Below are 15,139 nucleotides of genomic sequence, written 5' to 3' on the forward strand. Positions count from 1 at the left end.
TCACGCCCCTGCGGTGGTGAGGCCGGCGGGGCCGGGTTCGGTACGGGCGGGGTCGTCGGCCCCGGCGGGGGCCGCCGGCTCGTCGTGCTCGTGGAACTCCAGCCGGGCGCGGCGGTTGGCGATCAGGCCCTCCGGCCGCAGGCGCATCAGGAGGACGAGGGCGATGCCGAAGACCAGGAGCTGGTACTCCTTCAGGAAGACGAGCTTCTCGGGGATGAGGTACAGCAGGGTGGCGCCGAGCAGCGGGCCGGCGATGGTGCCCATGCCGCCGAGGACGACGGCGGCGACCAGGAAGGCGCTGTTCGGCGGGACGGCGCCGGCGAACTGGTAGGGGTCCGGGACGACGCTGTAGCTGACGTGCGCCATCACGGTGCCGGCCAGGCCGGCCAGCGCGGCGCCGAGGGCGAAGGCGAGCAGCTTGAGCTTGAAGCCGTTGATGCCCATCGCCTGCGCGGCGGTCTCGTCCTCGCGGATGGCGACCCAGGCGCGGCCGATCCGGGAGTCGTTGGCCCGGCTGAAGACCGTCACGACGAACGCGGTGACCAGCAGCATCAGCAGGAAGTAGTTGGCGAAGCGGCCGAGGGTGAACGAGCCGAAGGTGTGCGCCTGGCCGAAGTCGAACCCGAGGATGTCGAGGTCGGGGATGTTGCGGATGCCGTTCGGGCCGTTGGTGACCTTGGGGCCGGAGACGCCGTCGAGGCTGTTGACCGCGATCCGGAAGATCTCTCCGAAGCCGAGGGTCACGATGGCGAGGTAGTCGCCGCGCAGCCGCAGGGTCGGGGCGCCGATGACGACGCCGAAGACCAGGGCCGCGGCCATGCCGACCAGGGCGGCGCCCCAGAACGGCAGGTGCAGGCCGACGGGGGAGCTGGTCGAGCCGGAGACCAGGGCGGCGGCGTAGGCGCCGACGCCGAGGAAGGCGACGTAGCCGAGGTCGAGCAGGCCGGCCAGGCCGACGACGACGTTCAGGCCGAGCGCGACGGTGGCGAAGATCAGGATGTTGACGCCGACCGAGGCGAAGTGGTCGTCGCTCTGGGTGAACGGGAAGGCGGCGGCCGCGGCGAAGGCGGCCCCGGTGGTGGTGCCGCGGTGCCGGGCGGTCAGGGCGGTGAGCCGGGAGATCAGTCCGGCGCGCATCAGGGCCCAGGCGCCGAGGCAGGTGAGGACGAGGAAGCCGATGAACAGCTCGCCGTACTCGGTGACGATGCCGTAGGTGAAGACGGTCAGGCCGAGGGCGGCGACCGCGATGACGATCAGCGTCTCGACCCAGCGGTTGAGCGGCTTCACCGGGGCCAGGTCGGGGTTGGGGCCGACCAGGCGGGCGAAGGCGCCCAGGTAGTGGCGGACGGTGGCGGGCACGCCGCCGGAGGACGGGCGTCCGACGGCGGAGCCGCTCTGCGGCAGGCCGAGCGCGCCGATCAGCGGGAGCAGGGAGGCGACGCCGGCGATCCAGCCGCCGGGCTCCAGGTTGGCGAGGCCGCCGAGTTCGGTGGCGATCGCGATCAGGGTGAACCAGGTGGTGGCCGCGGCGGCCGCGCCGAGGACGAGCGCCGGCGCCTCGGGGCCGGCGGGGGTGAGCCAGCGGGTGCCCTTCACGCCGTACAGCGGCAGCGCGAAGAGCGCGACGAGCAGGCCGGCCACGAGGGTCAGGATCTGCAGGCCGCCGGGGTAGCCGTCGACGGTCAGGTCGCCGGGGAACTCCGAGGTCCAGGTCCAGTGGATGAACGTGGCGGCGGCGGTGGCGAGGCCGCCCGCGAGGACGAGCGCCTTGGCCGCCGCGAGCGGCAGCGGGAGGGCGGGGCTCTTGGTGGTGGTCATGGTGGCTGCTCCGTTCCTCAGGCTCGGTCCGCGACGCGCTCGCCGAGCAGCCCTTGTGGCCGCACGAGGAGGACGACGATCAGGAGGACGAAGGCCCAGACGTTGGCCCAGGAGCCGCCGCCGAGCTGGTGCATGCCGGGGATCTCCTGGATGTACGCGGTGGCCAGGGCCTCCGCGACACCGAGGACGAGGCCGCCGAGCATGGCGCCGTAGATGTTGCCGATGCCGCCGAGGACGGCCGCGGTGAAGGCCTTGAGGCCGGCGAGGAAGCCCATGGTGGGGGCGACCTGGCCGTAGCGCAGCCCCCAGCCGATGGCGGCGACGGCGGCGAAGGCGGCACCGAGGGCGAACGCGATCACGATGATGCGGTCGGTGTTGATGCCCATCAGCTTGGCGGTGTCGGGGTCCTGCGCGGTGGCCTGCATGCCGCGGCCGGTGCGGGTCTTGCCGACGAAGGCGGCGAGCGCGCCCATGCAGAGCGGGGCGGCCACGAAGAGGAAGATGTCGGCGGGCTGCAGGGTGACGCTGCCGACGTGGTAGGGGCCGCCGGGCAGCTGCGGGAAGCTGCGGCCGGACTTGGCGCCGGGGTAGAACTGCTCGACGACCTGCTGGAGCGCGAGGGAGAGGCCGATCGCGGTGATCAGCGGGGCCAGCTTCGGGGCGCCGCGCAGCGGGCGGTAGGCGAAGCGCTCGGCGGCCACGGCGACGATGACGGAGACCAGCACGCCGCCGAGGAGCATCAGCGGCAGGGCGAGCCAGATCCCGATGCCGTCGGGCAGGACCATGTAGGTGGTGAGGGCTCCGAACCCACCGGTCATGAAGATCTCGCCGTGGGCGAAGTTGATGAGCTGGACAATGCCGTAGACCATTGTGTAGCCGATCGCGATCAGCCCGTAGAGGGAGCCGAGGATCAGGCCGTTGGCCAGCTGCTGCGGCAGTTCGTGCACCGCTGGGCCTCCGAGTGGATTCGGGGTAGGGGGGTTCGGTTGCGGGGTGGGACGGACCGTTGTGCAACGGCGGGGGCGCTGGTTCTCAGCGCCCCCGCCGGTGGTTCGTTCACTGCGTGTGCCGGGCCGCCGCCGCGGGGACGGCCGGTTGCCGGGCCGGTGGGTCAGCCCGAGTAGGTGCCGGTCTTGGCGACCGTCCAGGCGCCGTCCTTGACGGTGTAGACGGTGAGCTGCTTGTTCACGGCGTCGCCGTACTCGTCGAAGCCGACCTTGCCGGTGACACCGGAGAAGCTGACCTTGCTCATCGCGGAGAGGACCTTGGCGCGGTCGGGGACCTTGCCGCCGTTGTCGGCGGCGGCGGCCTTGACGGCCTGGATGATCGACCAGGCGGCGTCGTAGGAGTAGCCGCCGTAGGCCGCGTACGGGTCGGGGTAGGCGGCCGCCTTGTAGTCGGCGACGAACTTCTTGGCGGAGTCGAGGGACTCGACCGGGGCGCCGACGGAGGTCGCGAGGTCGCCGTTGGCGTTCTTGTTGGCCTTGTTGATGTACTCCGGGTCGTACATGCCGTCGCCGCCGAAGACGGGGGCGGTGACGCCGGCCTTCTTGAGCTGGTCGGAGAGCGGGCCGGACTGCGGGTACTCGCCGCCGTAGTAGATCACGTCGGCGCCGGCGGCCTTGGCCTTGGTGACCACGGCCGAGAAGTCCAGGTTGTTCTCGTCGATGTGGTCCTGGCCCTTGATGGTGCCGCCGAGCTTGGTGAACTCCTTCTGGAAGGCGCCGACCAGGCCCACGCCGTAGGTCTTCTTGTCGTCGATCAGGTAGGCGGTCTTCTTGCCGAGGTCGTTGTAGGCGTACTGGGCGGCGAACGGGCCCTGGATGGCGTCCGTGGTCGCGGTGCGGAAGTACGTCTTGAAGGGGCGCTTCTTCTCGGTGTCGAACTTCTCGCCCTGGGTCAGGGCGGGGTTCGTGTTGGCCGGGGAGACCTCGACGAGGCCGGCCGACTCGAAGACCTGCTGCATGGACTGGGCGACGCCCGAGTTCAGCGGGCCGACGACGCCGAGGACGCTCTTGTCGGCGACCAGGGCGGTGGCGTTCTGCTGGCCTTCCTGCGGCGACTTCTTGTCGTCCAGGGCCTTCACCTTGAAGGTGACGCCGGGAACTTCCTTGTTGTCGTTCGCGATCTTGGCGGCCAGCTCCACGGAGTGCTGGATGCCGAGGCCCAGCGCGGAGAGCGGGCCCGTCAGCGGCGCGTCGACGCCGATGGTGACGACGGTGGCGCCGCCCGCGTCGCCGCCGGAGGCGGACTTCTCGCCGCGCGAGCCGCAGGCCGAGAGGGTGAGCGCCCCGGTGACTGCAATGGTCACGACAAGCAGTGAGCTCTTTCGCACGACGAGGGTCTCCTTCGGGACTGGAGGACACGCGCACAGGGCTGGCGGTGCCGGAACGCGTCGACCGTGCCCGGAAATCGGACAGTCGGTGACTGGCCGTGACTCTAGACCGGCCACGGCGTCCGAGACAGGGGGGTGGGAGAGGCTGTGATTCTCTTGTTATGGCGACACCCCCGTCCGGTCTCACATCGTGAGCAAAAGGCGCAGGTGGGCCCGGAATTGCGGGCTCCGTCCCGAGGTGTGGATGGTTGCCCTCCCCAACTCCCTGGTCACGCTATGGTTCTCCGATTATCGGACTGGACTGTCCGGGGTCGTCGGGCTGGGCGCAGGTGTCCGATTATCGGGAATGTCGCAGGCGGAATGCAGGGCGGCGGAAAGGTCGCGGGCGTACGGGTCGCCGAGAATCTGGCTCGTCGTCTCCATTGCGCGCGTATTACGCAGCGTTACATCCAGGAAAGGAAGGCCCGCGTCCGCCGGGGCGGCCGAGCAGTCCGTCACCAGCAGCCCCACCCGCAGCGTCACCGTCCGCCCGGCCGGCACGGTCTGCGGCAGCCACCCCGCCACCGACACCGACAGTCCCCGGTAGCCCTGGCTGATCCCCAGCACGTCCACCGAGGTCGGGCCGGTGTTCTGCACCGCCAGCCGGAGCGCGAAGGAGTCCTGCCAGCGGTCCGCCGGGCCGTCGTAGGTGATCCTGGTCGACAGCGAGGGGACCGGTACCGACGTCGGCGGCGGCGAGTTCGCCGCCTGCTCCGGCCGGTGCGCGCCGTGACGGATCGTCAGGAAGAAGGCCAGCGCGAGCAGCAGCAGCGTCAGCGCGTACTTCTGCCGGCGGCTCAGCAGCGGCGGCTCCACGGGCAGCGCGAGCGGCGTCCAGGTGCCCTCGCCCGGCTCCACCGGACCGAGGAACCCCCCTGGCGCGCTCGGCAGTTCGCGCTCTCCGGACATGGTGGCGCCCCCTCGTCGAGCCGAGAGTGCCCCTGCCGGGGTGGGGCCAAACCCGAGGGGGCGCACGAGGTGCGGGCGGGGGCGCGGAGGGCGTCCGGCACCCGCCGCCGGGCCGGGCTACAGGTCGCGCAGCATGCAGGTGAGGCGGCAGGAGGTGATCCGGCGGCCGGTGTCGTCCGTCACCGCGATCTCGTACGTCGCCGCGGTGCGGCCCTTGAACACCGCCGTCGCCACGCCCGTCACCAGGCCGGAGGTGGCCGAGCGGTGGTGGGTGGCGTTCAGGTCCACGCCCACCGCGTAGCGGCCCGGGCCGGCGTGCAGCATCGCGCCGACCGAGCCCAGCGTCTCCGCCAGCGCCGCCGACGCCCCGCCGTGCAGCAGCCCGTACGGCTGCTGGTTGCCCTCCACCGGCATCGTCCCGACCACCCGGTCCGGCGAGGCCTCGACGATGGTGATGCCCAGCTTCTCGCCCAGGTGCCCGCCGGAGAAGGTCCCCGGGTCCACCCCCAGCTTGGCGAAGTGGTCCAGCACGTCCTGGGGCACTTTCAGTACGGGCGCCGCGTCGGTCATGGTGCTCCCTGCTTCCGGGTTCGCTTCGTTGCGCGTCGATCGTACGACTGTCTACCCGTCAGTAGGGCGGCGCTCCGCGCCGCGCCGGAGATGTCGGCGCCGGGCCCTAGGATCGGGGAGGCAGAGCAACCGGCAGGAACGGGACGTGACGTGGCGACACAGGGTGCGAGCAAGAGTGCGGCCGGCCGGCCCAGGCTGATGCTGCTGGACGGGCATTCGATGGCCTACCGGGCCTTCTTCGCCCTCCCGGTGGAGAACTTCTCCACCGCCACCGGGCAGCCCACCAACGCGGTCTACGGCTTCACCTCGATGCTGGTCAACACCGTGCGGGACGAGCGCCCCACCCACCTCGCGGTCGCCTTCGACCTCTCCCGGCAGACCTTCCGGTCCGCCGAGTACCCCGAGTACAAGGCCAACCGCTCCGCCACGCCGGACGAGTTCCGCAGCCAGATCCCGCTGATCGGCGAACTCCTCGACGCCATGCGGGTGCCCCGGCTCACCGCCGAGGGCTTCGAGGCCGACGACGTGATCGCCACCCTGGCCACCGCCGCCGCGGCCGAGGGCTTCGAGGTGCTGGTCGTCACCGGCGACCGGGACTCGCTCCAACTGGTGAACGAGAACGTCACGGTGCTCTACCCCACCAAGGGCGTCTCCGAGTTGACGCGCTACACCCCCGAGAAGGTCGCCGAGAAGTACGGCGTCCGCCCCGACCAGTACCCGGACCTCGCGGCCCTGCGCGGCGACCCGTCCGACAACCTGCCCGGCATCCCCGGCGTCGGCGAGAAGACCGCCGCGAAGTGGGTCAACCAGTTCGGCTCCTTCGAGGAACTGGTCAACCGGGCCGACGAGGTCAAGGGCAAGATCGGCGAGAAGCTCCGCGAGCACCTCGACTCGGTCAAGCGCAACCGCTTCCTCACCGAACTCGTCCGGGACGTCGAACTCCCGCTCAGCGTCCCCCAGTTGGAGCGCGGCCCGTTCGACAAGGAGGAACTCGCCCGGCTGATGGAGGCGCTGGAGTTCCGCAACCCCGGCTTCCGCGACCGGGTCGCCGCCATCGACCCGGCCGGCGCCGCCGAGACGGCCGCCGAGGCCGCCCCCGGCCTCACCGTCGAGGGCGACCTGCTCACCGAACCCGGCGCGCTCACCGCCTGGTTGGAGGAGCACACGGCCGGCGGCGACCGCACCGCGCTCGCCGCCGACTACAGCTGGGCCCTCGGCAGCGGCAAGGTCGAGCAGATCGCCCTGGCCACCGGCGAGGCCGCCGCCTGGTTCGACCCCGCCGCGCTCGCCGAGGACGACGACCGCGCCTTCACCGCCTGGCTCGCCGACCCCAAGCGCCCCAAGGCCCTGCACATCGCCAAGCAGGTCATGCGCGCCTTCGCCGAGCAGGGCTGGCAGTTCACCGGCGTCACCGCCGACACCGCGCTCGCCGCCTACCTGGAGAAGCCCGGCCGCCGCGCCTTCACCCTCGACGTCCTCGCCGAGGAGTACCTCGGCCGCTCGCTCGCCCCCGCCGCCGCCCAGGCCGAGACCGGCCAACTCTCCTTCGACGCCGAGGAACCCGACCCCACGGCCGGCGCCCAGGCCCTGATGACGCAGGCCCGCGCCGTGCACGACCTCGCCGGGATCTTCGACACCCGGCTCGCCGAGGTCGGCGCGGTCGAGCTGTTCCACGACATGGAACTCCCGATCGCCGAACTCCTCGCCCGGATGGAGCGCCACGGCATCGCCGCCGACCGCGCCTGGCTGGAGGGCCTGGAGGCCCAGTTCGCCGTCGAGATCCAGCGCTGCGTCGAGGAGGCGCACGCCGCCGCCGGCCGCGAGTTCAACCTCGGCTCGCCCAAGCAGCTCCAGGAGATCCTGTTCGGCGAGCTGAACCTCCCCAAGACCAAGAAGATCAAGACCGGTTACACCACCGACGCGGACGCCCTCACCTGGCTGGCCACCCAGACCACCAACGAGCTCCCGGTCATCCTGCTCCGCCACCGCGACCAGGCCAAGCTCCGCACCACCGTCGAGGGCCTGCTCAAGACGGTCTCCCCGCAGGGCCGCATCCACACCACCTTCAACCAGATGGTCGCCGCCACCGGCCGGCTCTCCTCGCAGGACCCCAACCTGCAGAACATCCCCGTCCGCACCGAGGAGGGCCGCGCCATCCGCCGCGCCTTCGTGGTCGGCGAGGGCTACGAGACCCTGCTCACCGCCGACTACTCGCAGATCGAACTGCGCATCATGGCGCACCTCTCCGAGGACGCCGCGCTCATCGAGGCGTTCGCCTCCGGCGAGGACCTGCACACCACCGTCGCCTCCCAGGTCTTCGCCGTCGAAGCCGGCGACGTCGACGCCGAGATGCGCCGCAAGATCAAGGCGATGTCCTACGGCCTCGCCTACGGGCTCTCCGCCTACGGCCTCTCCCAGCAGCTCGGCATCAAGCCCGCCGAGGCCCAGGGCCTGATGGACACCTACTTCGAGCGCTTCGGCGGCGTCCGCGACTACCTGCACAACGTGGTCGAGGAGGCCCGCGCCGTCGGCTACACCGAGACGCTGCTCGGCCGCCGCCGCTACCTGCCCGACCTCACCAACGACAACCGGCAGCGCCGCGAGATGGCCGAGCGGATGGCCCTCAACGCCCCCATCCAGGGCTCCGCCGCCGACATCGTCAAGATCGCCATGCTCCGGGTCGACGAGGCGCTGCGCGCGGCCGGCCTCAGCACCCGGATGCTGCTCCAGGTGCACGACGAGATCGTGCTGGAGGTCGCCCCCGGCGAGCGCGAGCAGGTCGAGGCCCTGGTCCGCGAGCAGATGGCCGGCGCGTACCCGCTGCGCGCCCCGCTGGACGTCTCGGTCGGCGCCGGCCCGAACTGGGAGGCCGCGGCGCACTGATATTCCGTTGCGGGCGTCCGGCCGGTCCTCCGAGACTGGCCGGATGGCCACCTTCTCCGACAAGCCCACCCTGCTCGGCGAGAAGGCCCTGCTCCGGCCCGTGCGGCCGGAGCAGGACCTCCCGATGCTCCGCGTCATGATCAACGACCCGGACGTGCTCCGCTACACCTCGCAGGTCTACACCCCCGAACCCCCCGAGTGGGACGAGGCGATGGAGCGCCGCGTCGTCGACTGGTACACCACCCGCAACGAGCAGCCCGACCGCCTCGACCTGATCGTGGTCGACCGCGCCACCGGCCGCGGCGTCGGCGAGGTCGTCCTCAACGAGTGGGACGCACCCAACCGCTCCTGCAACCTCCGGATCGCCCTCGGCCCCGACGGCCGCGACCGCGGCCTCGGCACCGAAGCCGTCCGCCTGCTCACCGACCACGCCCTCCGCACCCTCGGCCTCAACCGCGTCTCGCTCTCCGTCTACGCCTTCAACCACCGGGCCCGCCGCGCCTACGAGAAGGCCGGCTTCCAGGTCGAGGGCATCCGCCGCCAGGTCCTCCGCCACGGCGACACATGGATCGACGACATCGACATGGCCGCCCTGGCGCAGGACTGGAAGTAGCGCCCGCTAGGCTTCGCGCGCCGATCGAGGCCGAACGAAAGCGGGGGACATGAAGGTGTTGCAGGGACGGGGCCGCCGGGCGGGCGCGGTGGCGGCGCTCGCCGCCGCGGTGGTCGGCGGGACGGTGTGGGCGGCGACCAGCGGCTCCGACCCGAAACCGGCCGCGCTGCTCCCGGCCGCCACCGCGAGCCCCAGCGCCGCGCCGAGCGCGACCGACACGCCCTCGCCGTCGACCTCACCGTCCCCGGCCGCGCCGAGCAGCACGGCCACCGACCCCGGCACGGAGCCGGGAACGACACCCGGCGCGACGACGGGCCGGCCGAAGGCGGTGAGGACACCGGTCACCCAGGTGGTTCCCGGCACGCACTGCAACTGCGACGACACCCAGCCGTCCCGGAACCCGGACTGCCACTACAACTCGGCGGGGCAGCTGATGGCCTGTGGGCCGATCCTGTCGCTCAGCCCGCTGCCCAGGCCCGTGGAGTCGTTGCCGTACACCCCGCCGCCGATCACCACGCCCCCCGTCAGCCGGACGCCCACGCCCGGCGCGCACTGACGGAGCGTCACTTGCGCGGGTTGGCGCGACGGGTCGGGGCGGCGGTGGTGGGGTCCTCGGGCCAGGGGTGGCGGGGGTAGCGGCCGCGGAGGTCGGCGCGGACGGCGCGGTAGCCCTCGTGCCAGAAGGTCGCCAGGTCGCCGGTGACGGCGGCCGGGCGGCCGGCGGGGGAGAGCAGGTGGACGGTGAGCGGGACCCGGCCGTCGGCGAGGGCCGGGGCGGCGGGCCAGCCGAACAGCTCCTGGAGTTTGACGGCGAGGACCGGCCGGTCCGGGTCGGAGGCGTAGTCGACCCTGATCCGGCTGCCGCTCGGCACGGTGATCCGCTCCGGCGCCAGCTCGTCCAGCCGCCCGGCCTGCCCGTCCGCCCAGGGCAGCAGGCGCTGCAGCGCCGCCGCGGTGTCGATCCGCTCCAGGTCGGCGCGGCGCCGGGCCCGGGACAGCTCCGGCTCCAGCCACCGTTCGGCGGCGGCCAGCAGCGCGGCGTCCGAGACGTCCGGCCAGGGCTCGCCCAGCGCCCGGTGCAGGAAGGCCAGGCGTTCGCGCAGCCCGCTCGCGGCCGGCGGCCAGGACAGCAGCGCCGAGACGCCCTCCCGCTCCAGGCCCTCCAGCAGCGCGGCCCGGACCGTCGCCGGGTCGGGGGCGCCGAGCGGGGCGGCCGCCAGTTCGATCGCGCCGAGCGACTCCACCCGACGGGCCGTCACCTCCCGCTGCCGGACCGACCAGCCGACCTCCTCCCGCCCGTCCAGCAGCGGCGCCCCGGCCCGCCGCGCGGTCGCCTCGTCGATCGCCACCGCCCGCAGCACCCGCGCCGAGGGCGCCCCCGCGGGCCGGTCCGCGACCGCCACCGCCAGCCAGCCGCCGGCCGGCAGCCGCGAACCGGGCTGCAGCTGCGCGGCCGTCCCCGAGGCCATCAGGTACGCCCCGTCGCCGCCCTCCCGGGCCCGGGCCAGCCGCTCCGGGTACGCCAGGCCGACCACCAGCCCGGCGGCGACGGCGTCGGACGGCCCGGACCCGCCGCCGACCTCGGAGGGCAGCGCGCGCTCCAGCCGCCGGACCTCGTCCTGCCAGCGCCGCGCGTACGGATCGGTGCCGCCGCGCACGGTGCGCAGGATCGCGGCCAGGTCGTCGCCGAGGGCGCGCGGCGGCTCCTCGGAGAGCAGCGCGACCAGTTCGGCGGCCCGGCGCGCGCCGACCGCGGGCGCGCCGTCCAGCAGCGCCCGGGCCAGCCGGGGGTGCAGGCCGGTGCGGGCGACGGCCCGGCCCCGGTCGGTCGGGCGGCCGTCGGGGCCGACGGCCGCCAGCGCGCGCAGCACCTCCCGGGCGGCCGCCATCGCCCCGGCGGGCGGCTGGTCGGGCAGGGTCAGCCCGGTGGCGTCCGGGTCGCCCCAGCAGGCGGCCTGCAGGGCGAAGGAGGTGAGGTCGGCGAGCGCGATCTCGGGGGTGGGGAAGCGGGCCGCCCGGGCGTCCTCGGCCTCCGCCCAGCAGCGGTACACCGTGCCCGGGGCCTCCCGCCCGGCCCGCCCGGCGCGCTGCCGGGCCGCGGCCAGCGAGGTGCGGACGGTGACCAGCCCGGACAGGCCGCGGGCGTGGTCGGTGCGCGGCTCCCGGGTCAGCCCGGAGTCCACCACCACCCGCACGCCCGGCACCGTCAGCGAGGACTCGGCGACCGAGGTGGCCAGCACCACCCGCCGCCGCTCCCCGGGGCTCAGCGCCGCGTCCTGCACGGCCTGCGGCGCCTGCCCGTGCAGCTGCAGCACGTCGACGTCCGGGCCGGCCAACTGCCCGGCCACCCGGGCCATCTCGCCGACGCCGGGCAGGAAGCACAGCACGTCGCCGGTCTGTTCGGCCAGCGCCCGGCGGACCGTCGCCGCGACGTGCGCCAGCAGCGCCGGGTCGACCTTCGTGCCGTGCGGCGGCCGGACGGCGGACGGCGGCGGCGCCCACACCGTCGCCACCGGGTGCGAGACGCCCTCGGCGGCCACCACCGGCGCGCCGCCCAGCAGTTCGGCCCAGGCGTCGGTGTCGGCGGTCGCCGAGGCCAGCAGCAGCCGCAGCTCGGGGCGGAGCGCCGCCCGGACGTCCAGCAGGAAGGCCAGCGCGGTGTCCGCGTCCAGGTGGCGCTCGTGGCACTCGTCGAGCACCACCGCGTCCACGCCCGGCAGTTCGGGGTCGCGCTGGAGGCGCTGCAGCAGCACGCCGGTGGTGACCACCTCGACCCGGGTCTCCGGCCCGACCTTCCGCTCGCCGCGCACCGTGAACCCGACGGTGCGGCCCACCGGCTCGGCCAGCAGCCAGGCCATCCGGCGGGCCGCCGCCCGCACCGCCAGCCGGCGCGGCTCGGCGACCAGGACCCGCCGGGGCCCGCCGCCGAGCAGCCCGGCCAGGGCGAGCGGCACCAGTGTGGTCTTGCCGGTGCCGGGCGGCGCCGACAGCACCGCCGCGCCGTGCTCCTCCAGCGCCGCCGCGAGCGCCGGGAGGGCGGCGCGGACCGGCAGTTCGAGCCCCCCGGGACGCACCGCGCTCAGCCGTTCCGGCGGGCGACGAAGATCGCCGTCCCCGGGAAGTGCTGCCCGCGCAGCGGGCTCCAGCCGCCCCACTCCTGCTCCAGGCCCTCCGGCCACTCCGGCTCCACCAGGTCCAGCAGCACGAACCCGGCCGCGACCAGCTCCCGCACCCGGTCGCCGAGCGTCCGGTGGTGCTCGACGTAGGTGGCGACGCCGTTCTCGTCCTGCTCGACGTACGGGGTCCGGTCGAAGTACGAGGAGGTCGCGGTCAGGCCCTCCGGTCCCGGCTCGTCCGGGAACGCCCAGCGGATCGGGTGGGTCACCGAGAACACCCAGCGCCCGCCCGGCCGCAGCACCCGGTGCACCTCGCGCATCAGCCGCCCGGTGTCCGCGCTGAACGGCACCGCGCCGTACGCCGAGCAGGCGTGGTCGAAGGAGCCGTCCGCGAACGGCAGCACCGCCGCGTCCGCCTGCACCACGGCGACCGGCTCCAGGCCGCGGCCCAGGTCGATCCGGCGGGAGTGCTGCAACTGCCGGTAGGAGATGTCCAGCGCGACCGGGCGGGCGCCCCGGGCGGCCAGCCAGCGCGAGCACTGGGCGGCGCCGGAGCCGAGCTCCAGCACGTCCGTGCCCTTCAGCGCCGCCGGGTCGCCGAGCAGCCGCACCTCGGCCTCGTCCACGCCCTCCGGGCACCAGGTGAACCGGTCGTCGCCGAGGAACTCGCCGTGCTCGTCCTGGTAGTCGTCCGCGTTCCGGTCCCACCAGTGCCGGCTGGCCCGGCTCGACTCCTGCTCGCCGGCCTCCCGGCGCAGCGCCTCGTCGCCGTCCTCCTCCGTGTCCCCCTCCCCCCGGTACGCGGAGGGGACGTCATACCCGGCCGGGTCGTAGTCGCGGGGCTCGTCGGTACCGGGGGCGGTGGAGTGGGTCATGGAATCCGTCACGTAGGCTGTGGGCTTGCGGAAGCGCTGCTGCTGCGGAGCCGGCCCTCTACGGGAGCCGGGTCGGGCCGTGGCATCCGGGGTAGGGCCGGTGTCCTGGCCGCCGCGAGGTGCGCCATCGGAGGATATGGCCTGATCCGTCCCGGCCTCTACCGGTCTCGTCGGCTTCGGCGTTGACCGTGCCCGGGTGTCCCCGTATGCTACAAGTTGCGCTGCGGGCCTGCGCGCCTCGGACGGAGCAGGTCGCGCTCGCATCTGTCGAAATGACCCCACGGTCGTCAGACGGACACCGGATTCCGGCCCAGGAATCTTCGGTGGGCCGTTTTCTGGCCTGTACGGCTTTCGGTGGGAGCGATCAGGGCCCCCCGCGTGGCAGTACCTACGACTTCTTGTCCGTACCGGAGCCCTTTTCCTAATGACGAGCCCCACCGACACCTCTGTCAGCACCACCCCGCAGGTCGCGGTCAACGACATCGGCGACGCGGACGCGTTCCTCGCGGCGATCGACGAGACCATCAAGTACTTCAACGATGGCGACATCGTCGAGGGCATCATCGTGAAGGTCGACCGTGACGAGGTGCTCCTCGACATCGGTTACAAGACCGAGGGTGTCATCCCGTCCCGCGAGCTCTCGATCAAGCACGACGTCGACCCGCACGAGGTCGTCAAGGTCGGCGACGAGATCGAGGCCCTGGTTCTCCAGAAGGAGGACAAGGAGGGTCGTCTCATCCTGTCCAAGAAGCGTGCGCAGTACGAGCGCGCCTGGGGCACGATCGAGAAGATCAAGGAAGAGGACGGCATCGTCACCGGTACCGTCATCGAGGTCGTCAAGGGTGGTCTCATCCTCGACATCGGCCTCCGCGGCTTCCTCCCGGCCTCGCTGGTCGAGATGCGTCGCGTCCGCGACCTCCAGCCCTACGTGGGCAAGGAGCTCGAGGCGAAGATCATCGAGCTGGACAAGAACCGCAACAACGTGGTCCTGTCCCGCCGCGCCTGGCTGGAGCAGACCCAGAGCGAGGTCCGCCAGACCTTCCTCACCACCCTGCAGAAGGGTCAGGTGCGCTCCGGCGTCGTCTCCTCGATCGTCAACTTCGGTGCGTTCGTCGACCTCGGCGGCGTCGACGGTCTGGTGCACGTCTCCGAGCTGTCCTGGAAGCACATCGACCACCCGAACGAGGTTGTCGAGGTCGGCCAGGAGGTCACCGTCGAGGTTCTCGACGTCGACATGGACCGCGAGCGCGTCTCCCTGTCGCTGAAGGCGACCCAGGAGGACCCGTGGCAGCAGTTCGCCCGGACCCACCAGATCTCGCAGGTCGTCCCGGGTAAGGTCACCAAGCTGGTTCCGTTCGGTGCGTTCGTCCGCGTGGACGAGGGCATCGAGGGCCTGGTCCACATCTCCGAGCTGGCCGAGCGCCACGTCGAGATCCCGGAGCAGGTCGTCCAGGTCGGCGACGAGATCTTCGTCAAGGTCATCGACATCGACCTCGAGCGTCGCCGCATCAGCCTCTCGCTGAAGCAGGCCAACGAGTCCCTCGGTGCCGACCCGGCGTCGGTCGAGTTCGACCCGACCCTGTACGGCATGGCCGCGTCCTACGACGACCAGGGCAACTACATCTACCCGGAGGGCTTCGACCCCGAGGCGAACGACTGGCTGCCCGGCTTCGAGAAGCAGCGCGAGGAGTGGGAGCGGCAGTACGCCGAGGCCCAGGCCCGCTTCGAGCAGCACCAGGCCCAGGTCATCAAGTCCCGCGAGGCGGACGCGGCTGCTGCCGCCGAGGCCGGCGAGGAGGCCCCGGTGTCCGGTGGCGGCTCGTACTCCTCCAGCAGCGACGAGGGCTCCGGCGCGCTCGCCTCGGACGAGGCCCTGGCCGCGCTCCGCGAGAAGCTGGCCGGCGGCCAGAGCTGAACAAGCTCTGCGCTTCGGCTGCGTAGCTGAGTAACAGCAACCCCCCTTCCAGGGTTTCCCTGGGCG

12 protein-coding genes are annotated in these 15,139 nt (G+C 72.9%); 3 read left to right on the forward strand and 9 right to left on the reverse strand.

All coding sequences use genetic code 11. The annotated features are described in order from the left end of the window. The 5 genes from ACIOHG_RS06860 to ACIOHG_RS06880 all read right to left on the reverse strand — a co-directional run bounded on the left by ACIOHG_RS06860 (nt 1) and on the right by ACIOHG_RS06880 (nt 5,671). Entirely contained in the window at nt 1–1,818 is a 1,818-nt protein-coding gene (locus tag ACIOHG_RS06860; RefSeq protein WP_400946216.1) for a branched-chain amino acid ABC transporter permease, read from the reverse strand. Between the two features lie 17 nt (nt 1,819–1,835). Then, entirely contained in the window at nt 1,836–2,765 is a 930-nt protein-coding gene (locus ACIOHG_RS06865) for a branched-chain amino acid ABC transporter permease (protein WP_400946218.1), read from the reverse strand. 164 nt (nt 2,766–2,929) lie between these two features. Beyond that, nucleotides 2,930–4,153, reverse strand: a complete 1,224-nt coding sequence (locus ACIOHG_RS06870) for a branched-chain amino acid ABC transporter substrate-binding protein (protein WP_400946220.1) — start codon at nt 4,151–4,153, stop codon at nt 2,930–2,932. Nucleotides 4,154–4,441: 288 nt separating this feature from the next. Continuing rightward, nucleotides 4,442–5,101: a Tat pathway signal sequence domain protein gene (locus ACIOHG_RS06875; RefSeq protein ID WP_400946222.1), complete on the reverse strand. Its 660-nt coding sequence runs from the start codon at nt 5,099–5,101 to the stop codon at nt 4,442–4,444. 117 nt (nt 5,102–5,218) lie between these two features. Continuing rightward, entirely contained in the window at nt 5,219–5,671 is a 453-nt protein-coding gene (locus ACIOHG_RS06880; RefSeq protein WP_400946224.1) for a PaaI family thioesterase, read from the reverse strand. 198 nt (nt 5,672–5,869) lie between these two features. On the opposite strand from ACIOHG_RS06880, the gene polA reads away from it, so the two are divergent. Together polA and ACIOHG_RS06890 are read left to right on the forward strand one after the other, a co-directional pair. Continuing rightward, nucleotides 5,870–8,554, forward strand: a complete 2,685-nt coding sequence (gene polA, locus ACIOHG_RS06885) for a DNA polymerase I (RefSeq protein ID WP_400946692.1) — start codon at nt 5,870–5,872, stop codon at nt 8,552–8,554. Between the two features lie 43 nt (nt 8,555–8,597). Further along, nucleotides 8,598–9,167 carry a GNAT family N-acetyltransferase gene (locus ACIOHG_RS06890; protein WP_400946227.1) on the forward strand — a complete coding sequence of 190 codons (570 nt, stop codon included), beginning with the start codon at nt 8,598–8,600 and terminating at the stop codon, nt 9,165–9,167. A 6-nt stretch (nt 9,168–9,173) separates the two neighbouring features. Here the strand turns inward: ACIOHG_RS06890 and ACIOHG_RS06895 are convergent, their stop codons facing one another. The 4 genes from ACIOHG_RS06895 to ACIOHG_RS06910 form a co-directional block, all read right to left on the reverse strand. Further along, nucleotides 9,174–9,512 carry a hypothetical protein gene (locus ACIOHG_RS06895; protein WP_400946230.1) on the reverse strand — a complete coding sequence of 113 codons (339 nt, stop codon included), beginning with the start codon at nt 9,510–9,512 and terminating at the stop codon, nt 9,174–9,176. Nucleotides 9,513–9,578: 66 nt separating this feature from the next. Then, nucleotides 9,579–9,734 carry a hypothetical protein gene (locus ACIOHG_RS06900; protein ID WP_400946232.1) on the reverse strand — a complete coding sequence of 52 codons (156 nt, stop codon included), beginning with the start codon at nt 9,732–9,734 and terminating at the stop codon, nt 9,579–9,581. Further along, the gene (hrpB, locus tag ACIOHG_RS06905; RefSeq protein WP_400946235.1) at nt 9,731–12,241 is read right to left on the reverse strand and encodes an ATP-dependent helicase HrpB; all 2,511 of its coding nucleotides are present in this window, start codon (nt 12,239–12,241) and stop codon (nt 9,731–9,733) included. The genes ACIOHG_RS06900 and hrpB overlap by 4 nt, the downstream gene beginning before the upstream one ends. 5 nt (nt 12,242–12,246) lie before the next feature. Beyond that, nucleotides 12,247–13,158 carry a class I SAM-dependent methyltransferase gene (locus tag ACIOHG_RS06910; protein WP_400946237.1) on the reverse strand — a complete coding sequence of 304 codons (912 nt, stop codon included), beginning with the start codon at nt 13,156–13,158 and terminating at the stop codon, nt 12,247–12,249. Nucleotides 13,159–13,582: 424 nt separating this feature from the next. On the opposite strand from ACIOHG_RS06910, the gene rpsA reads away from it, so the two are divergent. Next, nucleotides 13,583–15,073, forward strand: coding sequence for a 30S ribosomal protein S1 (gene rpsA, locus ACIOHG_RS06915; RefSeq protein ID WP_030460063.1), 1,491 nt, complete (start codon nt 13,583–13,585; stop codon nt 15,071–15,073). The last annotated feature ends 66 nt before the right edge of the window (nt 15,074–15,139 follow it).

Source organism: Kitasatospora sp. NPDC088134 (assembly GCF_044741705.1).
Classification (GTDB): Bacteria; Actinomycetota; Actinomycetes; order Streptomycetales; family Streptomycetaceae; genus Kitasatospora.